This window comes from Paracidovorax anthurii (genome assembly GCF_003269065.1).
Taxonomy (GTDB): Bacteria; Pseudomonadota; Gammaproteobacteria; order Burkholderiales; family Burkholderiaceae_C; genus Paracidovorax; species Paracidovorax anthurii.
Window position 1 is genome coordinate 183592 of the sequence record NZ_QLTA01000001.1, and the last position, 22959, is coordinate 206550.

17 protein-coding genes are annotated in these 22959 nt (G+C 70.8%); 12 read left to right on the top strand and 5 right to left on the bottom strand.

Annotation, left to right across the window (positions count from 1 at the left end; translation table 11 throughout):
* Position 1: 1 nt before the first annotated feature.
* Positions 2 to 1966 (bottom strand): NEL-type E3 ubiquitin ligase domain-containing protein, encoded by a 1965-nt coding sequence (locus AX018_RS00855; RefSeq protein ID WP_111875365.1) that lies wholly within the window; start codon positions 1964 to 1966, stop codon positions 2 to 4.
* Positions 1967 to 2121: 155 nt separating this feature from the next.
* Here AX018_RS00855 and AX018_RS00860 point away from each other — a divergent pair, with 155 nt between their 5' ends.
* From AX018_RS00860 to AX018_RS00890, 8 genes are all read left to right on the top strand, one after another.
* On the top strand, positions 2122 to 3330 hold the full coding sequence (locus AX018_RS00860) for a threonine ammonia-lyase (RefSeq protein WP_281269528.1): 1209 nt from the start codon (positions 2122 to 2124) through the stop codon (positions 3328 to 3330).
* 108 nt (positions 3331 to 3438) lie between these two features.
* A complete protein-coding gene (locus AX018_RS00865) occupies positions 3439 to 5043 on the top strand; it encodes an OpgD/OpgG family glucan biosynthesis protein (protein ID WP_111875366.1) in 1605 nt (534 codons plus the stop codon).
* Between the two features lie 79 nt (positions 5044 to 5122).
* Positions 5123 to 5275: a hypothetical protein gene (locus AX018_RS25110; protein ID WP_170146150.1), complete on the top strand. Its 153-nt coding sequence runs from the start codon at positions 5123 to 5125 to the stop codon at positions 5273 to 5275.
* Positions 5276 to 5383: 108 nt separating this feature from the next.
* On the top strand, positions 5384 to 6094 hold the full coding sequence (queC, locus tag AX018_RS00870) for a 7-cyano-7-deazaguanine synthase QueC (protein WP_111875367.1): 711 nt from the start codon (positions 5384 to 5386) through the stop codon (positions 6092 to 6094).
* A gap of 259 nt (positions 6095 to 6353) precedes the next feature.
* Positions 6354 to 8219: a phosphoenolpyruvate carboxykinase (GTP) gene (locus tag AX018_RS00875; RefSeq protein WP_111875368.1), complete on the top strand. Its 1866-nt coding sequence runs from the start codon at positions 6354 to 6356 to the stop codon at positions 8217 to 8219.
* Positions 8220 to 8528: 309 nt separating this feature from the next.
* Entirely contained in the window at positions 8529 to 9809 is a 1281-nt protein-coding gene (locus AX018_RS00880; RefSeq protein ID WP_245951380.1) for an efflux RND transporter periplasmic adaptor subunit, read from the top strand.
* A gap of 24 nt (positions 9810 to 9833) precedes the next feature.
* Complete coding sequence (locus tag AX018_RS00885; protein ID WP_111875370.1) at positions 9834 to 12965, top strand: efflux RND transporter permease subunit; 3132 nt, start codon at positions 9834 to 9836, stop codon at positions 12963 to 12965.
* Entirely contained in the window at positions 12962 to 16069 is a 3108-nt protein-coding gene (locus tag AX018_RS00890) for an efflux RND transporter permease subunit (protein ID WP_111875371.1), read from the top strand. The genes AX018_RS00885 and AX018_RS00890 overlap by 4 nt, the downstream gene beginning before the upstream one ends.
* Positions 16070 to 16232: 163 nt before the next feature.
* Here the strand turns inward: AX018_RS00890 and AX018_RS24510 are convergent, their stop codons facing one another.
* The gene (locus AX018_RS24510) at positions 16233 to 16886 is read right to left on the bottom strand and encodes a TetR/AcrR family transcriptional regulator (RefSeq protein WP_146749179.1); all 654 of its coding nucleotides are present in this window, start codon (positions 16884 to 16886) and stop codon (positions 16233 to 16235) included.
* 106 nt (positions 16887 to 16992) lie between these two features.
* Here AX018_RS24510 and AX018_RS00900 point away from each other — a divergent pair, with 106 nt between their 5' ends.
* Entirely contained in the window at positions 16993 to 17799 is an 807-nt protein-coding gene (locus AX018_RS00900) for a siderophore-interacting protein (RefSeq protein WP_170146151.1), read from the top strand.
* Positions 17800 to 18158: 359 nt separating this feature from the next.
* On the opposite strand, the gene AX018_RS00905 is transcribed toward AX018_RS00900, so the two are convergent.
* Positions 18159 to 18599: a hypothetical protein gene (locus AX018_RS00905; protein WP_111875373.1), complete on the bottom strand. Its 441-nt coding sequence runs from the start codon at positions 18597 to 18599 to the stop codon at positions 18159 to 18161.
* 127 nt (positions 18600 to 18726) lie between these two features.
* Between AX018_RS00905 and AX018_RS00910 the strand changes: the two genes are divergently transcribed.
* From AX018_RS00910 to AX018_RS00920, 3 genes are all read left to right on the top strand, one after another.
* Positions 18727 to 19695 carry a LysR family transcriptional regulator gene (locus AX018_RS00910; protein WP_111875374.1) on the top strand — a complete coding sequence of 323 codons (969 nt, stop codon included), beginning with the start codon at positions 18727 to 18729 and terminating at the stop codon, positions 19693 to 19695.
* A 31-nt stretch (positions 19696 to 19726) separates the two neighbouring features.
* Positions 19727 to 20578, top strand: coding sequence for a metallophosphoesterase (locus AX018_RS00915; protein WP_111875375.1), 852 nt, complete (start codon positions 19727 to 19729; stop codon positions 20576 to 20578).
* Positions 20579 to 20713: 135 nt separating this feature from the next.
* Positions 20714 to 21139, top strand: a complete 426-nt coding sequence (locus AX018_RS00920) for a universal stress protein (RefSeq protein WP_111875376.1) — start codon at positions 20714 to 20716, stop codon at positions 21137 to 21139.
* 176 nt (positions 21140 to 21315) lie between these two features.
* Here the strand turns inward: AX018_RS00920 and AX018_RS00925 are convergent, their stop codons facing one another.
* Together AX018_RS00925 and AX018_RS00930 are read right to left on the bottom strand one after the other, a co-directional pair.
* Complete coding sequence (locus AX018_RS00925) at positions 21316 to 21933, bottom strand: TetR/AcrR family transcriptional regulator (protein WP_170146152.1); 618 nt, start codon at positions 21931 to 21933, stop codon at positions 21316 to 21318.
* 55 nt (positions 21934 to 21988) lie between these two features.
* The gene (locus AX018_RS00930) at positions 21989 to 22906 is read right to left on the bottom strand and encodes a LysR family transcriptional regulator ArgP (protein WP_111875378.1); all 918 of its coding nucleotides are present in this window, start codon (positions 22904 to 22906) and stop codon (positions 21989 to 21991) included.
* Between the last annotated feature and the right edge of the window lie 53 nt (positions 22907 to 22959).

Consider the following 22959-nt stretch of genomic DNA (forward strand, 5'->3'; position numbering starts at 1 on the left):
CTCAGGCCGGCATGCCACCCAGCTTCAGCAGCAGCGCGCTCTCCTCTTCGGACTTGCTGCGAACGAAGTCGGCCGCGGCCACGTTGTAGGCCACGCGCTCTTCCACGTGGGCATCGCCATCGGGCGGCAGTTCCCGGTCGTGGAACTCATGTTGGTCGAACTTCGCATCCAGTTCCGCGAAAGACTCCGGGTGCAGCTGGCGCATGCCGTCGCGCCAGATATCGAGCGACAGCAGGTACGGCCCCAGCGTGCCGGGATCGGCCTCGGCCTCCAGCACGCGGCCGGCGATCAGCGCCAGGTCGGTGGGCGTCAGCACGCTCTCGGGCGCATAGGCCATTTCGGCGGGGACGCTGTCGGGCAGGCCCAGCGCATCCTTGAGCGCCACCTGGGCGTGCAGCAGGGTCTCCATCGCCTCGCGGTCCAGCTGGCCCGCCATGTCCTCCGGCAGGCCCTGCAACTGCCGGGCGCGCTGGATGAACTGGTGCACCTCGGTTTCCAGCGCGTTCAGCCGGAACTGGCGCCGTGCCCAATCCCCGAGCCCGGCGGCATCGACACGGCCCTCGCGGATGGCACGCGCCATGTCGTGGGTGCGCACGGCGAGCACGATGGCGGCGAACCCTGCCGCCACGTTGTCGCCGCAGGTGCCCAGCGCGTTCTCGGACATCGCGAACACCCGGGCCCGCAAGTCGCTGTCCTCGCACACCGCCCGGATCACCTCGCGGCCCTCTTCCAGGATCACCCGCCCCCGGCCATCGGGATCGGCCAGCGCGAGCGCGGACGGGCGCCGCCGCTCCAGCAGCCGCGAGAACGACGATGCATAGGTCTCCCCACCAAACGCCGCGATCTCCGGCACGGGCGCGTCCATCCATTGCCCGGCCGTCTCCGCCAGCGGGCGCGCCTGCGCGACATCGTCCTCCAGCTCGGCCTCCTGGCGCAGCAGCCGCCGCGCATGCCCCAGGACCGACAGCGCCGCATCGCGGTCCTCCGGGGCCTCCATGCCGGCCAGGACCTGCGCCTGCGCTGCCTCCAGCGCATCGGTCCCCGCATCCTTCATCAGCGCCTTCACGGCGGCCGCGCGCCGCTCGGGTAACGGTTCGGCCAGCGCGGCCCGCAACGCCTCGCCGAGCGACGGCGCCGTGCCGCCGGGCACGGCACCGGGATGCCGCGCGACGAAACGCCGTTCCCAGCGGCTCAGGAACGCCTCGTCCGTGACCTGGTAGCCCGATTCCGCCAGCGCGGCGATGCCGTCCTGCCGCAGCCTGCGCGCATGCGCCGGAGCGATGGTGCCCTCGGTCTCGCAGTGGTAGAGCAGCGCCTGGTGCGCGGCCTCGCGCAGCGCCGGGTCCAGCGCGGCATCGCCGATCACGCGCAGCAGGTGGTTGAGCGCCGTGCGGTACTCCGGCCGGAGCATCGAGTCGTAGTAGTCGCTGCGGCTGTCGGCCATCCGCTGCGCCACCGTGGTGGCGGAACAAAGCCCCGAGCCCAGCGTGCGCACGATGTTGTGCGCCTGCGACCAGTGGTGGGCGCTGCGGTGCTCGGCCGTGTGGGTGCGCAGGCGGGCATGCTGCACGGATAGCCACAGCGTCATCGCCTCGACGCGCTCCCCGGGGTCGGCGGCCTGCCGGAACCGCTGCTCCAGCGCCGCCTCCAGGCGGGCGCGCTGCTCGGGCGCGAGCCGCTTGGCATAGAGGTACTGCTCGGATGCCGGCTTCTTGAGCCAGCGATCATGGAGCACCGCGGAGTGCCGGGCCATCTCGCCCAGCGCGGATTGCACCCATGCGCCGTCCGCGCGCGGCCGCCCCCCGGCCGCAGCGGCCGCGGGAGCGCGCGCGGCCCCTGGCGGAAAGCCCGTGGCCAGCGCGGCCGCGGAGCCCCGGCCGGCAGCCGGCGCGGGAACGGAACCCTGGGCATCGCGCGGCCGCGCGGGGCTCGGGGCGGCCGGCAGGCCGGACCGGATCACAGGCATGAAGGGCTCCGAGGGCAGGGGCGCAAGGGAATGATGAAACCGGACGATGCCCGTTTGCCCACCCGCCCGCACCGCGCGCGCGAAACCCCGTCCCGCCGCGCGAAGCCACGCCCCGGCGAAGCCACCGGGCATTCCGGCCCGCGGCACGCGCCACAATGGCGCCCATGCTCACCCTCCCCGACATCCAGGCCGCCGCCGCCCGCCTCCAGGGCCAGGTGCTCGACACCCCTTGCGTCGAATCGCGCACGCTCTCGCAGATCGTGGGCGCGCAGGTGTTCCTCAAGTTCGAGAACCTGCAGTTCACCGCCTCGTTCAAGGAGCGCGGCGCCTGCAACAAGCTCGCGCTGCTCTCCGAGGCCGAGCGCGCGCGCGGCGTGATCGCCATGAGCGCCGGCAACCACGCCCAGGGCGTGGCCTACCACGCGCAGCGCCTGGGCCTGCAGGCCGTGATCGTCATGCCGCGCTTCACGCCCGGCGTGAAGGTGGAGCGCACGCGCGGCTTCGGCGCCGAAGTGGTGCTGCACGGCGACACGCTGGAGGCGGCGCGCGCGCATGCCTACGCGCTCGCCGAAGAGCGCGGCCTGACCTTCGTGCACCCCTACGACGACGAGGCCGTGGCCGCGGGCCAGGGCACCATCGGCCTGGAGATGCTGCAGGCCGTGCCCGACCTCGACACGCTGGTCATCGCCGTGGGCGGCGGCGGCCTGATCTCCGGCATCGCCACCGCGGCCAAGGCGCTCAGGCCCGGCATCGAGATCGTGGGCGTGCAGACCGCGCGCTTCCCGGCCATGGTCAACGCCATCCAGGGCACGCACCACGAACAGGGCACCTCCACCATCGCCGAGGGCATCGCCGTGGGCACGCCCGGCAAGATCACGCAGGAGGTGATCGCCCGGCTGGTGGACGACCTCGTGCTGGTGGACGAGGGCGACATCGAGCAGGCCGTGCTGATGCTGCTGGAGATCGAGAAGACCCTGGTGGAAGGCGCGGGCGCGGTCGGCCTCGCGGCCCTGCTGCGGCACCCGGAGCGCTTTCGCGGCAAGCGCGTGGGGCTGGTGCTGTGCGGCGGCAACATCGACCCGCTGCTGCTGGCCGCGATCATCGGGCGCGGCATGGCGCGCTCGGGGCGCCTCGCGCGCATCCGGGTGGGCGCGCGCGACGTGCCCGGCGTGCTCGCGCGCATCACCGCCACCGTGGCCGAGGCCGGCGCCAACATCGAGGAGGTGCACCACCAGCGCGCCTTCACCATGCTGTCCGCGCAGAACGTGGAGATCGAACTCGTGCTGCAGACGCGCGGCCAGGAGCACGTGCAGCAGGTGCTGGCGCAACTGCGCGCGGCGGCCATGCAGGCCGACCTGGTGTGAGCCGCACCGCCGCGCCCATGTAGGACGCGGGCGGCTTTTGCGCCCAATGCCCGCACAAACACACGCCGTTGCGTCAGGGCCGCGCCGTTTTCGGCACACTGCGGGCCCATGCAGAAACCCCAACGACGCCACTTCCTCCGCACCCTCGGCCGCGGCGCCGCGCTGGCCACGGCGGGCGGCCTGGGCCTGAACTGGACCCAGGCCTTCGCCGCCCTCAAGCCCCTGGGCGCGCCCCGGGCCTTCGATTTCGCGGCCCTCAAGGGACAGGCCCGCGCGCTCGCCGCCAAGGCCTACGAGCCCCCCAAGGACAGCATCCCGCCCTCGGTGGGCCAGCTCGACTGGGACCAGTACCAGTCCATCCAGTTCCGGGGCGACCACGCCCTGTGGGCCGACGAGAAGCTGCGCTTCCAGGCCAAGTTCTTCCACCTGGGCCTGTTCTTCAAGAAGCCCGTGCGCATGTTCGAGCTGGCGGACGGCCAGGCCCAGGAACTGGCCTACGACCCCGAGATGTTCGACTACGGCAAGAGCGGCCTGAAGGCCGGCGACCTGCCGCCCAGCCTCGGCTTCGCGGGCTTTCGCCTCAACTTCCACACCGACCCCGTGCGCGACGTGGCGGCCTTCCTGGGCGCGAGCTACTTCCGCGCCGTGGGCGGGGAATGGCAGTACGGCCTCTCGGCCCGCGGCCTCGCGATCGACACCGGCATGCAGCGCCCGGAAGAGTTCCCGGATTTCACCGCCTTCTACCTGGAGCGGCCCGCGCCGGGCTCCAACACCGTCGTGGTGCTGGCCCTGCTCGATTCGCCCAGCGTCGCGGGCGCCTACCGCTTCGCGATCACGCCGGGCGACACGCAGGTGATGGAGATCGACGCCGCGCTCTACCCGCGCAAGGAGATCGAGCGCCTGGGCATCGCGCCCTGCACCAGCATGTTCCAGCACGGCGAGAACGACCGCCGCATGGCCAACGACTGGCGCCCCGAGATCCACGACTCCGACGGCCTGCAGATGTGGCGCGGCAACGGCGAATGGGTCTGGCGGCCGCTCACCAACCCGCCCGCGCTGCAGTTCAACGCCTTCGCCGACCAGAGCCCGCGCGGCTTCGGCCTCGTGCAGCGCGACCGCAACTTCGACCACTACCAGGACGACGGCGTGTTCTACGAGCGCCGGCCCTCGCTCTGGGTGGAGCCCAAGGCCGACTGGGGCGCGGGCTCCGTGCAGCTGGTGGAGATCCCCACCATCGACGAGACCTTCGACAACATCGTCGCGTTCTGGAACCCCGACCGCAAGCCGCAGGCCGGCGAAGAGCTGCTGATCGGCTACCGCCTCTTCTGGGGCGCGCACCCGCCCGCGCAGTCGCCCCTGGCCCGCTGCGTGGCCACGTGGACCGGCCTGGGCGGCGTGGTGGGCCAGCCGCGCAAGTACTTCTCGTGGCGCTTCGCGGTGGACTTCGCGGGCGAAAACCTCGTCGCCCTGGGCCGCGGCGCCAAGGTGGAGCCCGTCATCACCGCCAGCCGCGGCAAGATCGAGATCGCCTCCGCGCGCCCGCAAGACGCCATCCAGGGCTGGCGCGCGATGTTCGACCTCAAGCCCGAGGACGACAGCACCAACCCGATCACCATCCGCATGTTCCTGCGCGGCGAGAACGGCGCGCCGCTCACCGAGACCTGGCTCTACCAGTGGGTGCCGCCCGCGCCGGCCGACCGGCGCCTGTACTGAGAAACCCGCGAGGGCCGCGCGCGGCCCCTCGCTAGAATGAACCACGCCCCCAACGCCACCCCGATCCCAGGAGACCGCCATGGCCCACGACGACACCACCACCGCGCACACCGGCGAGCAGCACGCCCCCGACGGCGTGGAAGCCGTGGTGCCCTTCATGCCCATCGTGCTGCCGGTGGCGGGCGGTGTGCTGATGTTCCTGCTGGCCTTCATCGCGATCTACATGGCCTGACGCCGGCAGCGGCCCCGACGACAGCCCCGCGCCCGCGGGGCTTTTTCTTTGGGGCGGCGCGCCGGCCTGCGTTTTCTTCGAACTTTCCACACACCCCAAGGACACCCCATGCGAGCCGGTCACGCCCTCGTTCTTTTCTCCGGAGGCCAGGACTCCACCACCTGCCTGGCCTGGGCCCTCGAACGCTTCGAGCGCGTGGAGACCATCGGCTTCGACTACGGCCAGCGCCACCACGTCGAGCTGCAGGCGCGCACCACCGTGCTCGCGGCGCTGCGCGCGCAGTTCCCCGCGTGGGATGCACGGCTCGGCGACGACCACATGGTGGACCTGGCCGTGCTCGGGCAGATCAGCGACACGGCCCTCACGCGCGACACCGCCATCCAGATGACCGAGGCCGGCCTGCCCAACACCTTCGTGCCGGGCCGCAACCTGCTGTTCTTCCAGCTCGCGGCCGCCGTGGGCTACCGGCGCGGCCTGCACACGCTGGTGGGCGGCATGTGCGAGACCGACTTCTCGGGCTACCCCGACTGCCGCGACGACACGCTCAAGGCGCTGCAGGTGGCGCTGTCGCTGGGCATGGGCCAGCGCTTCACCATCGACACGCCCCTCATGTGGATCGACAAGGCCGACACCTGGGAGCTCGCGCACCAGCTCGGCGGCGACGCGCTGGTGCGGCTCATCGTGCAGGACACCCACACCTGCTACCACGGCGTGCGCGGCACGCTGCACGCCTGGGGCCACGGCTGCGGCGAGTGCCCGGCCTGCGCGCTGCGGCGCGCGGGCCACGAGCGCTGGGTGGCGCAGCGCGCGGCCCCTTGAGTCAGCACATAACCCCATGCTTCTTTTGCATTAATTTCCGCCCTGTCCGACAGACACGGAAGGGCCCGATTCATAAAATCGTCATCTCCAGCCGACCTGCGGATGACGCAATCGCCACCCTGGCGCCCCACGCCTCCGCCCGCCGACTGAGCCGCAAGCCGTTTTCTCAAAGACAGCGCTCAGGAGCCAGCGCGGCCACGCCGCCATCCCCCGGCCGCTTCCTTTGAAAAGACCGTTTTTCAACTTCAGGAAGCTCCCGATGAACGCACCCACCATGCAAGGCCTCAACCTCCAGGCCCCCGCATACGTCAAGAACGCCCGCCTCATCGCCTGGGTGGCCGACATGGCCGCCCTGTGCAAGCCCGCCAGCATCCACTGGTGCGACGGCTCCAAGGAAGAGTACGACCGCCTCTGCCAGCAGCTGGTGGATGCCGGCACCTTCAAGAAGCTCGACCCCGCCAAGCGCCCGGGCAGCTACCTCGCCTGGTCCGATCCGTCCGACGTGGCGCGCGTGGAAGACCGCACCTACATCTGCTCGGCCAGGAAGGAAGACGCCGGCCCCACCAACAACTGGATGGCCCCGGCCGAGATGCGCACCACGCTGCAGCCCCTGTTCGACGGCTGCATGAAGGGCCGCACCATGTACGTGGTGCCCTTCAGCATGGGCCCGCTGGGCTCGCCCATCGCGCACGTGGGCATCGAGCTGTCCGACAGCCCCTACGTGGCCGTCAACATGAAGATCATGACCCGCATGGGCAAGGCCGTGTACGACGTGCTGGGCGTGGAAGGCGACTTCGTGCCCTGCGTGCACACCGTGGGCGCGCCGCTCGAAGCCGGCCAGCAGGACGTGGCCTGGCCCTGCAACAAGACCAAGTACATCGTTCACTACCCCGAGACGCGCGAGATCTGGTCCTACGGCTCGGGCTACGGCGGCAACGCGCTGCTGGGCAAGAAGTGCTTCGCGCTGCGCATCGCCTCCACCATGGGCCGCGACCAGGGCTGGCTGGCCGAGCACATGCTGATCCTGGGCGTCTCCAGCCCCGAGGGCAAGAAGTACCACGTGGCCGCCGCCTTCCCGAGCGCCTGCGGCAAGACCAACTTCTCCATGCTCGTGCCGCCCCAGGGCTTCGAGGGCTGGAAGGTCACCACCATCGGCGACGACATCGCCTGGATCAAGCCCCAGCCCGACGGCAGCCTGCGCGCCATCAACCCCGAGGCCGGCTACTTCGGCGTGGCCCCGGGCACGAACACGCTCACCAACCCCAACTGCATGGCCAGCCTCGACAAGGACGTGATCTTCACGAACGTCGCGCTGACCGATGACGGCGACGTGTGGTGGGAAGGCATGGAAAAAGACACCAGCAAGCTGCCCGACCACCTGATCGACTGGCAGGGCAAGGACTGGACGCCCCAGATCGCCAAGGAAACCGGCGCCAAGGCCGCCCACCCCAATGCCCGCTTCACCGTAGCCGCCACGAACAACCCCGCGCTGGACCCCGCCTGGGACGACCCCAAGGGCGTGAAGATCGACGCCTTCATCTTCGGTGGCCGCCGCTCCACCACCGTGCCGCTGGTGACCGAGGCCCGCGACTGGACCGAAGGCGTCTACATGGCCGCCACCATGGGCTCCGAAACCACCGCTGCCGCCTTCGGCGCGCAGGGCGTGGTGCGCCGCGACCCGTTCGCCATGCTGCCCTTCATGGGCTACAACATGAGCGACTACTTCCAGCACTGGCTCACCCTGGGCGAGAAGATCGCCGCCTCGGGCGCCACGCTGCCGCGCATCTACACCACCAACTGGTTCCGCAAGGACGAGGCCGGCAAGTTCGTGTGGCCCGGCTACGGCGAGAACATGCGCGTGCTCAAGTGGATGATCGACCGCATCGAGGGCCGCGCCACGGGCCAGGAAACCGCCTTCGGCATCGCGCCGCAGTACGGCGAGATCAACTGGACGGGCCTGGACTTCACGGGCGAGCAGTTCAACACCGTGACCAGCATCGACAAGGCCGCCTGGGCCGACGAGCTGAAGCTGCACGCCGCGCACTTCGAGCAACTGGCCTACCACCTGCCGGCCGAGATGCTCCAGACCAAGGCCGCGCTGGAGCAGCGCCTCGCCACGGCCTGAGCGCCCACCTGCCGGCGGCCCCGCAACGGGCCGCCGCCCTCCCCCTGAAAACGCCCGGGCCGCGCCAGCACCCGGGCGTTTTCGCATCCGCCGCGGCCCGGGCAAAGGCCTTACGCGTTGACATTCATTCTCATCCGGCAGGTTGCTTTCGGATACAGTCGTCCCGCGCCTTGCCCATGCCGGGGCCAGCGGCCCTGCCGCGCGGGCGGGCCCTTTCCGTACCGCGCGTTTGCACGTTTTGGCACGCTGCGCACCTCCGGCGGCATGCCGCCCCTCTCATCCTCCCGCATCCGGCGCGGATGCGGCCACATGGTTGACATGGCCCCCCAGGACCCGCCCGCCCCCTCTTCGCCCCCTTCCCCCTCCTCCCGCCGCCGCACGGGCCGCCTGTGGCTGGCCCTGCTGGGCGTGGTCCTGCTCGGCGCGCTGGCGGGCTATGCCTTCCTGCGCCCGCCCCCCGCGCCGGAAGCCGGGCCCAACCCCTGGAGCGGCCCCATCCCCGTGCGCATGGTGGAAGCCCAGCGCCGCGCGCTCACCGAGCAGATCAAGGCCGTGGGCACCGTCACGCCGCTGCAGAGCGTGGTGGTGCGCAGCCGCGTGGAGGGCACGCTGGCGCGCGTGCTGTTCCAGGAAGGCCAGGACGTGCGCGCGGGCCAGCTCCTCGCGGAGATCGACCCCGCGCCGTACCGCGTGCGCCTCGCCCAGGCCGAGGGCCAGCTCCAGCAGATCCAGGCGCAGCTGCGCAACGCCGAGCGCGATCTGGCCCGCTACCGCACCCTGCTGGAGCAGGACTCCATCGCGCGCCAGCAGCTCGACGCGCAGGACGCGCTGGTGGCGCAGCTGCGCGGCGGCCTCGCCTCGGCCCGGGCGCAGGTGGACGAGGCGCGGCTGCAGCTCTCCTACACGCGCATCGAGGCCCCCGTGGGCGGGCGCCTGGGCATCCGCCGGCTCGACGCGGGCAACCTCGTGGCGGCCGGCGACACGCAAGGCCTCGTCTCGATCGCGCAGACGCGGCCCATCGAGGTGCTCTTCGCCGTGCCCGAGGCGCAGTTGCCCGCCGTGCGCGCCAGCCTGCGCGCCGGCCAGCCGCTCGCCGTGCAGGTGTGGGACCGCGCGGAAAGAACGCGGCTCGCCACGGGCCGCCTCACCACGCTCGACAACCAGATCGACACCGCCACCGGCACGCTGCGCATGAAGGCCCGGTTCGACAACGCCGACGATGCGCTCTTCCCCCAGCAGTTCGTGAACGTGCGGCTGCAGGTGCGCACCCTGGCCGACGCGCTGGTGGTGCCGGCCGATGCCGTGCAGCACGGCAGCCAGGGCCCCTACGTCTATACCGTGCGGGACGGCAAGGCCGTGCTGCGCCGCGTGGTGCTCGGGCCGGGCGACGGCGGGGCCGTGTCGGTGGAAGAAGGGCTGGCCCCGGGCGACGCCGTGGTGCTGGAGGGCCTGGACCGGCTGCGCGACGGCCGCGAAGTGGTGCGCGTGGTGGACGGCGAGCCGCCGCAGACCGCCCTGCAGCTCCAGCAGCGCCAGCGCGCGCCGGCTGCCTCCGCGCCCGCGGCGGGCGGCGCATCGGCCGCCCGCTGAAGACCGCGCAGGCCGCCCGCTGCCATGAACCTGTCGCGCCCCTTCATCCTGCGGCCGGTGGCCACCCTCCTGCTGATGCTGGCCCTGCTGGCCTCGGGCGCCATCGCCTGGCGCATGCTGCCGGTGGCGGCGTTGCCGCAGGTGGACTACCCCGTCATCCAGGTCTTCACCTTCCAGCCGGGCGCAAGCGCCGACGTCACGGCCCGCGCCATCACCGCGCCGCTGGAACGCCGGCTCGGGCAGATCCCGGGCCTCAAGCAGATGTCGTCCACCAGCGCGCACGGCGCGTCGGTCATCACGCTGCAGTTCATGCTGGACGCCTCCCTGGCCGTGGCCGAGCAGGACGTGCAGTCGGCCCTCAACACCGCCGCCAGCCTGCTGCCCGCCGACCTGCCCGCGCCCCCCATCTACCGCAAGGTGAACCCGGCCGACGCCCCCATCCTCACGCTGGCGGTCACCTCCCCCAGCCTGCCGCTGCACGAAGTGCACGACCTCGTCGAGACGCGCGTGGCGCAGCGGCTCTCGCAGGTCTCGGGCGTGGGCCTCGTGAGCATCGCCGGCGGCCAACGGCCCGCCATGCGCGTGCGCGCCAACCCCGCCGCGCTGGCCGCCCACGGCCTGGGCATGGAGGACCTGCGCCGCGCCATCGCCTCCGCCAACACCAACCAGCCCAAGGGCAGCTTCGACGGCCCCTACCGCACCACGCTGCTGGACGCCAACGACCAGATCACCAGCCCCGAGGCCTACCGCCGCCTCATCGTGGCGTGGCGCGCGCCCGCCGGGGATGCCGCCGCGGTGCCCGCCGCGCCATCGGCCTCGCAGCCCGCCGGCGGCGCCGGCGCGCCCATCCGCCTGGGCGACGTGGCCACGGTGGAAACCGGCCCGGAGGACCGCTTCCTCGCCGCCTGGGCCGACCGGCAGCCGGCGGTGCTGGTCAACATCCAGCGCCAGCCCGGCGCCAACGTGATCGAGGTGGCGGACCGCGTGCGCGAGCTGCTGCCCCGCCTCACCGCCACCCTGCCGGCCGCCGTGGACGTGGCCGTGCTCACCGACCGCACGCAGAGCATCCGCGCGTCGGTGCGCGGCGTGCAGCAGGAGCTGGTCTTCGCCGTGCTGCTGGTGGTGGCCGTCACGTGGCTGTTCCTGCGCAGCCCCTCGGCCACCTTCATCCCCGCTGTGGTGGTGCCGATCTCGCTGGTGGGCACCTTCGGCGCGATGGTGCTGCTGGGCTTCTCGGTCAACAACCTGAGCCTGATGGCGCTCACCATCGCCACCGGCTTCGTGGTGGACGACGCCATCGTGATGCTGGAGAACATCGCCCGCCACCGCGAGCAGGGCGAGACCCCGCTGCGCGCGGCGCTCAAGGGCGCCTCGGAGATCGGTTTCACGCTGGTGTCGCTCACCGTCTCGCTGGTGGCGGTGCTGATTCCGCTGCTGTTCATGCGCGACGTGGTGGGGCGCCTCTTCCACGAGTTCGCCCTCACGCTGGCCGTGGCCATCGGCCTGTCGCTCGTGGTGTCGCTCACGCTCACGCCGATGATGAGCGCGCGGCTGCTGCGCGCGCCGCATGCCGCCGGGCACGCGTCCGGCGACGGCTTCATGGACCGCGCGCTCGCGCGCTATGCGCGCGCCATCGACTGGGTGCTGGCCCGCCAGCGCCTCACGCTGGCCACGATGCTCGCCACGCTGGCGCTCACGGCCGGCCTCTACGCCGTGGTGCCCAAGGGCTTCTTTCCGGTGCAGGACAGCGGCGCCGTGCAGGTGGTGACCGAAGTGCCGCCGGACAGCGCCTTCCCGGTGGTGGCGCAGCGCCAGCAGGCCCTGGCCGACGCGCTGCTGCGCGAGCCCGGCGTGGCCAGCCTCGCCTCGTTCATCGGCGTGGACGGCAGCAATGCCTCGCTCGCCAGCGGCCGCATGCTGCTCAACCTGCGGCCCCACGGCGATCGCGACGACGCCGCAGCGCTGCTGGCGCGGCTGCGCGAGCGCGCGGCGCAGGTGCCGGGCATCCGCGCCTGGTTCCAGCCGGTGCAGGAGCTGTCCATCGAGGACCGCGTGAGCCGCACGCAGTACCTCTTCACCCTCACCACGCCCGACGCGCGCCTGCTGGACACCTGGGTGCCGCGCCTCGTCGAGCGCCTGCAGGCGCGCCGCGAACTCGCCGACGCGGCCAGCGACCTGCAGCAGCAGGGACGCCAGGCGCACGTGGAGGTGGACCGCGATGCGGCCGCGCGCCTGGGCCTCACCGTGGCCGACGTGGCCACGGCCCTGCAGAACGCCTATGCCCAGCGGCAGGTGGCCACCCTGTTCACGCAGGCCAGCCAGTACCGCGTGGTGCTGGAGGTCGATCCGCGCCACGCGCGCGGGCTCGAAGCGCTGCAGACCACCTTCGTCTCCACGCCCGGCGGGCGCAGCGTGCCGCTGGCCGCCATCGCGCGCGTGGTGCAGCAGCCCGCGCCGCTGCAGATCGCGCAGCAGGGCCAGTTCCCGGCCGCCACGGTGTCGTTCAACCTGGGCGCCGGCGCGTCGCTGGGCGCGGCCGTGCGCGCCATCGAGGCGGAGATCGCGGCCGCCGGCCTGCCCCCGCAGATCGAGGTGCGCTTCCAGGGTGCGGCCGAGGCGTTCCGCGCATCGCTCTCGAACACGCTGTGGCTCATCCTCGCGGCGGTGGTCACCATGTACATCGTGCTGGGCGTGCTCTACGAGAGCGCCATCCACCCGGTCACCATCCTCTCGACGCTGCCCTCGGCCGCCGTGGGCGCGCTGCTGGCGCTGCTGGCCACCGGGCGCCCGCTGGACATGGTGGCCGTGATCGGCATCGTGCTGCTCATCGGCCTCGTGAAGAAGAACGGCATCATGATGGTGGACTTCGCGCTCGACGCGCAGCGCCGCCTGGGCCTCCCGGCACACGAGGCCATCCGCCGCGCCGCGCTGCTGCGCCTGCGGCCCATCCTCATGACCACGCTGGCCGCACTGGTGGGCGCGCTGCCGCTCATGTTCGCCAGCGGCCCGGGCGCCGAGCTGCGCCAGCCCCTGGGCATCGTGATGGTGGGCGGCCTCGTCGTGAGCCAGGTGCTCACGCTCTTCACCACGCCCGTGGTGTACCTGTTCTTCGACCGGCTCGGCCGGCGCCGCGCGCCGGAGGCCGCGCAGCCATGAAGGGCCTGGTGCGGCTGTGCGTGCGGCGCCCGGTCGGCACGGCCCTGCTGGCCTGCGCGCTGGTGCTGCTGGGCCTGCTCGCCTGGCGCCTGCTGCCGGTGGCGGCGCTGCCGCAGGTGGACTTCCCCGTGATCCGCGTGAGCGCCAGCCTGCCGGGCGGCAGCCCCGAGACCATGGCCGCCACCGTGGCCGCGCCGCTGGAGCGCGCGCTGGGCGCCATCGCGGGGGTGACGGCGATCTCCTCCACCAGCTTCCAGGGCTCGACCGACGTGAAGCTGGAGTTCGAGCTGGGCCGCGACCTCGACGCCGCCGCGCGCGACGTGCAGGCGGCCATCAACGCCGTGCGCTCGCAGTTGCCGCCGGGCATGAAGGGCAACCCCAGCTTCCGCAAGATCCAGGCGGCGCAGCGGCCGGTGGTGGTGCTGGCGCTGTCCTCGCCCGAGCTGCCGGCCGCCGCGCTCTACGACGCGGCCTCGACCATCCTCGCGCAGAAGCTCGCGCAGGTTCCGGGCGTGTCCGAGGTGTCCGTGGGCGGCGCCTCGCTGCCTGCCGTGCGCGTGCAGCTGGACCCCGGCGCGCTCGCCCACCAGGGGCTGGCGCTGGACGACGTGCGCGCGGCCATCGCGCGCAGCGCCACGGTGCAGCCGCTGGGCGCCGTGGGCGACGGCGCCCGCCAGTGGCCGCTGGCGATGGACTCGCCGCCCGCGCGCGCCCAGGATTTCGCGCCGCTCATCGTGCGCTGGCGGGACGGCGCGGCCGTGCGCCTCGCCGACGTGGCGCACGTCACCGATTCCACCGAGAACCGCTACAGCAGCGGCTTCCACAACGAGCGCGACGCCGTGATCCTGCAGGTGCGCCGCCAGCCCGGCGCGAACATCGTGGCCACGGTGGACGCGGTGCGCGCGCAACTGCCCTACCTGCGCACCCTCGTGCCCGCCAGCGCCCGGCTGGAGGTGGTGGTGGAGCGCTCCCAGGGCATCCGCGCCACGCTGCGCGAGGCGCACTTCACGCTGCTGCTGTCCGTGGGGCTGGTGGTGGCGGTGGTGGCGGCCTTCCTCGGGCGGCTGCGCACCGCGCTCATCCCCGTGGTGGCGATTCCCGTCTCGCTCATCGGCACGTTCGCGGCCATGCACTGGGCGGGCTTCTCGCTCAACAACCTCTCGCTGATGGCCCTGATCGTGGCCACGGGGCTGGTGGTGGACGATGCCATCGTGGTGCTGGAGAACGTGGAGCGCCACATCGAGCGCGGCCTCTCGCCGCTGCGCGCGGCCCTGCGCGGCACGGGCGAGGTCGGCTTCACCCTGGTCGCGATGACGCTGGCGCTGGTCATCGTCTTCGTTGCCGTGCTCTTCATGGGCGGCATGGTGCAGCGGCTCTTCCGCGAGTTCTCCCTCACGCTGGCCGCCGCCGTGGCGATCTCGCTGGGGGTGTCGGTCACCCTCACGCCGGTGCTGTGCGCCTGGGGGCTGCGCGCCCGGCCGGCACGCGCCCCGGCCGGGCGGGCGGGCTGGGGCCGGCGCGCCGGCGCGGCGGCCATGGCGATGCGGGACGACCTGCGCCGCGCCTATGAACGCAGCCTGGGCTGGGCGCTCGCCCATCCGGCCGTGGTGCTGCTCGCCTTCGCGGGGGTGATCGCCGCCAACGTGTGGCTCTACCAGGCGCTGCCCAAGATCCTGCTGCCTCGGCAGGACACCGGCATCGTGCACGCCTTCATCCGGGGCGACGACGGCTTTTCGTTCCAGGTCATGCAGCCCAAGATCGAGGCCTACCGGCGCCTGATCCTGGCCGACCCCGCCGTGGCGCACGTGGCCGGCACCAGCGGCGGCAGCGGGAGCGTGGCCAACAGCTTCTTCATCGTCAGCCTGAAGCCGCTGGCCGAGCGCGGCGGCGAACCCACCCAGGCGGTGATCGACCGGCTGCGGCGGGTGGCGCCGGCCGTGCCGGGCGGGGTGCTGAGCCCCAGCATCGAGCAGGACATCCAGATCGGCAGCCTCTCGTTCGGCGAGGCCGACAGCGCCGTGATCCTGCGCTCGGGCGAAGCCGGCCCGCTGCGCGCCTGGGCGCGCAAGGTGTCGCAGGCGCTGGGCGAGGCGCCGGAATTCACCGACGTGCAGGCCGTGAGCGACGGCGGCGCGCAGCAGGTGGTGGTGGACATCGACCGCGAGGCCGCGCGGCGCCTGGGCGTGGACATGGAAACCGTGGCGACGGTGCTCAACAACTCGTTCTCGCAGCGCCAGGTGGCCACGCTCTACGACCGCCTCAACCAGTACCGCGTGGTGATGGAGCTGGACCCGCGCTTCACCGCCCAGCCCGAATCGCTCGCGCAGGTGCAGGTGCGCTCGGCCCGGGGCGACCGCGTGCCGCTCACGGCCTTCGCCACCTGGCGCTACGGACTGGCGGACGACCAGGTGTGGCACGACGGGCTCTTCGCGGCCATGTATATCGGCTACAGCCTGGCGCCGGGCGTGACCCAGGAGCAGGGAAAGCGGGCGCTGGACGCGGTGCTGGCGCGCGTGATGCTGCCCTCGTCGATCCACGTCGCGCCCTCGGGCGAGGACGCGGCGCGCGCGCGGGCCGTGCGGTCGCAGCCCTGGCTGATCCTGGGCCTGGTGCTGGCCGTGTACCTGGTGCTGGGCGTGCTCTACGAAAGCACACTGCACCCGCTCACCATCCTCTCCACCGTGCCGCCGGCCGGCATCGGCGCGCTGGCGGCGCTCTGGCTCACCGGCACGCCGTTCAGCCTGATGGCGCTGCTGGGGTTGTTCCTGCTCATCGGCATCGTGATGAAGAACGCCATCCTCATGATCGATTTCGCGCTGGCCATGCAGCGGCGCGAAGGCCTCGCGCCGCACGAGGCGATCCGGCGGGCCGCGGTGCTGCGGCTGCGGCCCATCCTCATGACCAACCTCGCCGGCCTGCTGGGGGCGCTGCCCCTGGTGCTGGGCAGCGGCGAGGGCTCCGAGCTGCGGCGCCCTCTGGGCTGGGCCATCGTGGGCGGCCTCGCGGCGAGCCAGTGGCTCACGCTCTACACCACCCCGGTGGTCTACCAGCTGCTGGAGCAGTGGCGCCAACAATTGACAGCGGCTCAAAAGTCTTACTGGTAGCGAATCAACCCGCCACACGCAGCGATGCGAGCTATCGCCCACGTTGCAACGATTGATGACTCCTGCCTTGCCGAGCGCATGTCAAGTGGCAATTCAACGCGGAGGAGAAGCCATTGCATTCGTGGCCGAAGCTTTTGGACAGGTTTTGGAACCCGACCTGCGTTCAACGACTCAGACCGCAGATCAGCAACCGCAGTATCTCGTGGGGACCTTTCGGCAACTCATCCAGCTTGAATTGCAGCACCAGCGGGTTGTAGTAGATCTCCATGGCGCGCGCGATGGCGCGACCTGCTTCGTTCGGCGGTGTCCTGGCATGGAACTCACCACTGACTTGCCCCTGCTGGACGATGGTGGAGACAAATCTCTCCACCGCCTCGACATATGCGACGCTTGGCGCCCAACGCTCGCGCATGGCATCCAAAGCAATGTCGGCAAGCCGTGGGTACTTCTTGCAGAGCGCAACGTTCACATCAACAAGCTTGAGGAAGTACAGCGACAAGCGTTCGCTCGACGTAGCTCCCTTGCGTGATGCGTGTTGCGCCTTGTCCAGCAGGACTTCCATGATCTGCGTGCACAACGCTTCGCCGATGGCGCGTTTGGAATCGAAGAACTTGTAGATGTAAGCCTTGGAGAAACCGATCGTCTTCGCCACGTCAGCGACAGCGACATTCGCGTATCCGTCCTGAGAAAAACGTTCACGGGCCGCATCGACGATCTGCCGCCTGACAGCGTGATCGCTGCGTCCGCGGTAGCCGGTTGAAGTCAGGTCCAAGGTGCTTTGTGCCATGCGCAACTCTTCAGGGATGATTGCTAACATGGTGACCAAATTGCATAATGGTCACCATTCTAATTGCCTGCGCGAGTGGTGCGCTGTGCAGGCGGTCGATGACCGACGACGTGCCGTGGCTTTGAGGAGGCTGCACATGAGTTTCTATGATGAAGTTCCTGACATCAATCCCGTACCCGATGCCTCAACCAGCGTGCGTGAGGCGGTGCAGCATCGCCCGGGGATGCTCGATCGGCTGATCTATCGCGTTTTCGCCCGCGACCTGACCGTAGTTGCCGTGGAGACGCTTGCCGGGCACTTCCGGCTGGTCATGTTTCAGGACGACTCCCTGAAGGGCTTCGATTGGATACCGGGACAGAAGCTTCAAGTCGCGATGGGGTCTGCGCTCGAGGCGAGGACCTACACGCCGATCGAAGTCGATGCTCGATCGGGAAAGCTGCGCATCATTGCCTACGCGCACGGGTCTGGACCCGGCAGCATGTGGGTTAAAGGGCTCAAGCCGGGAGATGTCTGCAAGGCGTTCGGTCCATCCAATTCACAGGATCTTCGGCCCTCCTCGACAGCAATGGTGCTGGTCGGCGATGAGACATCCATCGGCCTGTCTTGTGCTGCGGCCGCCCATCGCCAGAGTCAGGGGGACCGAGTCCTTCCTATTCAACACTTCTTCGAGGTCGACTCGAAGGAACAGGTGCAAGCATTGCTGAACCGTTTGCCAGACCTGGGGACAGTGCAGCTCTATGAGCGCGAGCCCGACAACGTGCATTGGGACGTAATGGAGCACGCGATTCAATCCTTCGTGTCGGATCAAGCAGCGAACATCGTGCTTACCGGCCGTGCATCGAGCATCCAGCGGTTTCGGCGCGTGCTGCGCCCGCTAAAGTTTCCAGGCAAACAGCTTTCTTCGAAAGCCTTCTGGGCTGATGGCAAGCGTGGGCTCGACTAGCACAGGCGCGCTAAGTCCGCGTGCTGGCAGCCGGGCAAAGCGGTAAGCAAGTACGCAACCCACGTGCCCTGCAGCACCAGATAGCCCGCAACCTCGTGATCAACCATCAGCGGCACGGCGCGTGCATGCCACCGTGGAAGTGCCCAACGCACAAGTCGAGGCTGAATAGGCGCACGCCAACCGCAACTCGGCGCCGGAGACCGCCTTGTCATCGCAGGATGGCGCTGGTCGCGGCCATCGACAGCCTGCCACTTCAATGCAATGCAGCGAGGCTTTCATGCCCAACCGCTTCGAGAGCATGAAAAAAGGGCGCCATTTCGGCGCCCTTGAAGGGGAAATCTGTGCGCGAGGCGCGTGGATCAGTAGTAGCGGCGGATGTTGTCCACTGCGATGCCGTTCATGGCGCGGCTCAGGTCGGCCATGATGCGGGCGTCGTGCAGGGCCGCGTTCCAGGTCTTCTCGTCCTCGGCCTCGCGGCGGCGGGCTTCCTTCCAGGCGCGGAAGCCGGCGCGCAGCATGGCGGCGGTGCGGCGCACGGGGCTCGCCAGCAGGGCCAGGGCGGCGAAGGCGATCAGCCAGAGCACCATCCAGGCGGCCAGCAGGTGGCCTTCGCCCCAGGTGTCCAGCACCTGGTTGGCCACCACCAGCACGGCGGCCACGACGGCGGCCAGCAGCAGGGAGGATGCGCCGCGCGAGAGGTCGAAGCGGGAGGCCACGCTCTTCAGCGTGGCGGCAGCTTGTTCTGCGCGTGCCACGCCGGCATGTTCGGTACGGTAGTCGATGTGTACGAAGTTCGTCATGATGCAAGACCCTTTCAGCCGCTTTTGGCGAAATTGCCGGGCGAATGCAGGTATATTAGGGTTTACCCCATGGTTGTTCCACTTTATATTTTGAATCTCAGTCATTCACATCAATGATGATTCAGGCATGCAACCCGTCAACTTCCGCTCGCTGGACCTGAATCTGCTGCGCGTTTTCGACGAGGTGATGTCCGAACGCAACCTCACCCGCGCGGCGCAGAAGCTGGCGCTGACCCAGCCGGCGGTGAGCAACGCCCTGCGCCGGCTGCGCGAAGTGCTCGGCGACGACATCGTGGTGCGCAGCGGCCAGGGGGTGGAGCCCACGCCCCGCGCGCTGGCGCTGTGGCCGCCGGTGCGGCAGGCGCTGGCCCAGTTGCAGCAATCCCTGGCGCCGGGCACCTTCGACCCCGCTTCCGCCAATTCCACCTTCGTGCTGGCGATGGCCGATGCCACGGGCGCCACGCTGATCCCGCCGCTGGTGGAAATCGTGGAGCGCGAGGCGCCCGGCGTCTCGCTGCGCGTGGTGCCGCTCACCACGCGCGACCCGCGCGGCCTGCTGGACGACGATTCCACCGACATGGCCGTGGGCTACTTCCCCGCCGTGATGGCCGACCTGACCGCCCGCGCCCAGACCGACAGCGTGATCGCCCACGAAAGCCTGCGCCTCTACGACGGCGAATACGTCTGCGTGATGCGCCAGGACCACCCGCTGGCGAAGGAGCCGCTGTCGCTGGACCAGTATTGCGCCGCGCGCCACCTGCTGGTGAGCTTCTCGGGCAAGCCCTACGGCTTCATCGACGAGGCGCTCACCGCGCTGGGCCGCGAGCGGCGCATCGTGCTGACGGTGAACCAGTTCTTCACGGCCGGCCGCGTGGTGGCGACCACCGACCTGCTCACCGTGCTGCCGCGCCACTTCGTCGGCGTGGCCAGCCTGGGCGGCGAGCTCGTCTGGCGCCCGCTGCCCATGCCCCTGCCCACGGTGCACGTGGACGCGCTCTGGCACCGCCGCCGGCGCCACGATGCCGCCCACCGCTGGCTGCGCGACGCCATGGCCCGCTCGGCGCTGCACACCACGGCGCGGCCGCCGGCGGCATGAACGCGGCCCGCGCGCCGGACAATGCGGGCGCATGAAGATCCAACTGCTGTCCGACCTGCACCTGGAGGCCCACCCCGCGTTCCAGCCCAGCCCCGCGCCCGGCGCCGACCTGCTCGTGCTGGCGGGCGACATCGGCTCCTACCAGCCCGGCTCCCGGCTGGCGGACGACGACTTCGGGCTCGCGCGCTTCTCGCCGCTACCGCAGTACGCGGGCTGGCCCACGCCCGTGCTGTTCGTGCCGGGCAACCATGAATACGACATGCACGACTTCGACGCCGCGCGCGACCGGCTGCGGGCCACCTGCGACCGGCTCGGCCTGCGGTGGCTGGACCGGGAGGTGGTGGTGCTGGACGGCGTGCGCTTCGTGGGCACCACGCTCTGGAGCGACTTCGACGCCATCGCGCTGCAGGACGGCGGCGGGGGCACGGACACGGCGCGGCTGCTGCGCCAGCGCGACAAGGCCTTCCGCGCCGCCAACTTCTACCTGCGCAAGACCGGCGGCACCCGCGCCGGCGAGCCGTTCCTGGCCGAGCCCATGCGCGAGGAGGCCCTGGCCTGCCAGCGCTGGCTGCGGGAGACGCTCCAGACGCCGTTCGGCGGCCCGACGGTCGCGATCACCCACTTCGCGCCCAGCCTGCGCAGCGCCGATCCACGCTACGGGCTGGTGCCCGGCACGGCGGGCTTCTGCAACGCGCTGGACGATCTGCTGCCGCATGCGCGGCTCTGGATGCACGGCCACCTGCACGCCCCGAGCGACTACACGGCGCAGGGCACGCACGCGGACGGCAGCGCCTGGCGCTGCCGCGTGGTGGCCAACCCGCTGGGCTATGAACGCAAGGGCGAGCAGGAGGGCTTCCAGCCCCATTTCACCGCCACCGTATGATTCCACCAGGCGGCACCAGTCCCGGAGGCCGCCGGATCCGCCAAGCGCACGGCGCCACAAAGATGACGCAGGTCAAGACAACAGGCAGGGTCGCGCTTTAGCCTCGCAACCAAACTTTGTGGAAAGCTTTGAGCCATGAACATCCTTCTCGCCGTCGACGGCAGCGCCTACACCAAGAAAATGCTCGCCTACCTCGCCACGCACGAGGAACTGCTGGCCGGCGGCACGCACGAGGTGACCGTCATCACCGTGCAATCGCCGCTGCCGCCCCGGGCCCGCGCCGCGCTGGGCAAGGAGGTGGTGGAGAAATACCACGCCGAGGAGGCCGACAAGGTGACCAGCCCCGTCATCAAGTTCCTCGCGCGCCACGGCATCGTCGCCAGGCGGCTCGTGAAGACCGGCCCCGTGGGCGAGACCATCGCCAAGGTGGCCGACGCCGGCAAGTTCGACCTGCTGGTGATGGGCTCGCACGGCCACGGCGCGCTGGGCAAGCTCGTGATGGGCTCGGTCAGCACCCAGGTGCTGGCCAGCAGCCACGTGCCGGTGCTGCTGGTGCGTTGAGCCCGCAGCCCAGGAAACGGTCACGGCCTCGACCGTCCGACGGCCGCGGAGCCGGCCACGCCAGCAGACGCCGTGGAGCCGGCTTTGCCGGGCCACCGGCGTCGCCCCCCTTCCCGCAGCGCGCAGCGCTGTGAGAGCAAGGGGGAAGCGGCAAAGCCGTTCGGGGGGATGCGCCCCTACCTCGCCCCCAGGCCGCCGAAGCAGGTCTGCACCGCCCAGTCGATGATCTGCTCGTCGGTGTAGCCGCCATGGTCGCGCAGCATGGACAGCAGCGGGTCGGCGGTGCGCGCGTAGAGCGAGTACAGGATCACCTCGGCCGGCAGCACGCGGCTCATCTGGCCGGCGCGCTGCGCCTCGGTGATCCATTCGGTGATGCGCGTGCTCACGCACTGCAGCGCGCCCTGGTAGGCGGTGCATTCCTTGAGGGACCGCTTCAGGCCGGAGTTGCGGCTCAGCAGCAGCGGCAGCTCGTCGGTGAGCTGCAGCGAGAGCAGCCAGCGCAGGAGCTGGCGCAGGCATTCAAAGGGCGGGGTGTCGGGCGGCAGGCCGTCGAGGAACTCGCTCAGGCGCTCCACCGCGCGGGCCATGGCGGCGGCGCAGAGGTCGTCCTTGCCCGCGAAATGCTTGTAGAGGCTGGCCTTGGCGACGCCGACCTCGGCGGCCACTTCGTCGAGCGTCATCGCCTCGAAGCCCTTTTCACCCAGCAGCCGGCCCGCAGCCTCCACGATGGCCTGCGCGCGGGCCTCGTGCATCTGTGCCTTGAAGGAACGGCGGGGTGGAGCAGACGTATTCATGTTCACATCTTAGGCCCTGTGTCAAGGGCTTCGGCGCGATCCAGGCGGCAGGCCGTCAGGCGGCCGGCGCCAGCGTCCGCGCGGCGGTGCCGGTCAGCGCCTCGGTGAGCGAATCCAGCACCTCGGACTCCAGGTTCCAGCAATGCCAGTAGAGCTGGATGGGCAGCGCGTGGCCCGGGGCCAGGTCCACGAGGCTGCCGTCGGCCAGCGCGGGCCGCGCGAGCAGCTCGGGCACCACGCCGGCGCCCCAGCCCGCGGCGGCGGCGCGCACCTGCCCTTCCGAGCTGGGCACGAAGAGGTGGTGCAGCGCCACGCGCTTGAGGCCGAAGGCGCGCATGATGAATTCCGCCTGCATGTCGTCCTTGCGGTTGAACGACAGGAAGGGCACGTCGCGGAAGTTGTGCGGCGTGAGCCCCTGGGGCAGGTGCCGCGCGGCGAGCGCGGGCGAGGCCACGGCCACGTAGCGCATCGCGCCCAGGGGCACGACCTTGCAGCCGCGCAGCGCCTGCTTGAGCGTGGTCACGCAGCCCAGCACCTGGCCCGAGCGCAGCCATTCCTGGGTGAAGTCCTGGTCGTCCACGATGATCTCGATGGGCAGGCGCTGGCGCGCCAGGTCGTGCAGCGCGTCGAGCGCCCAGGTGGCGATGCTGTCGGCGTTGATGGCGATGGCGATGCGCTCGTCCTCGCGCGCGCCGCCCGGGGCGCTGGGCGCGAGTTCGTGCAGGTCGCGCTCCAGGTCGGCGCGCAGCAGGCGCAGCTGCTTGGTGTGCTTGAGCAGCAACTGCCCCGCGCTGGTGGGCTTGAGCGGCCGGCTACGCACGATGAGCACCGAGCCCACCTGCGCCTCCAGCGCGCGCAGGCGCTGCGAGACGGCCGACTGGGTGACGTTCAGGCGCTGCGCGGCGCGCTCGAAGCCCCCTTCCTCCACGATGGCGGCCAGGCATTCCAGCGCGGCGGGATCGAAGGTGCTCATGGTGCCCAGTCCATTAGATCAACTGATGAATTTGGAGGAAGTTTAATTCCTCT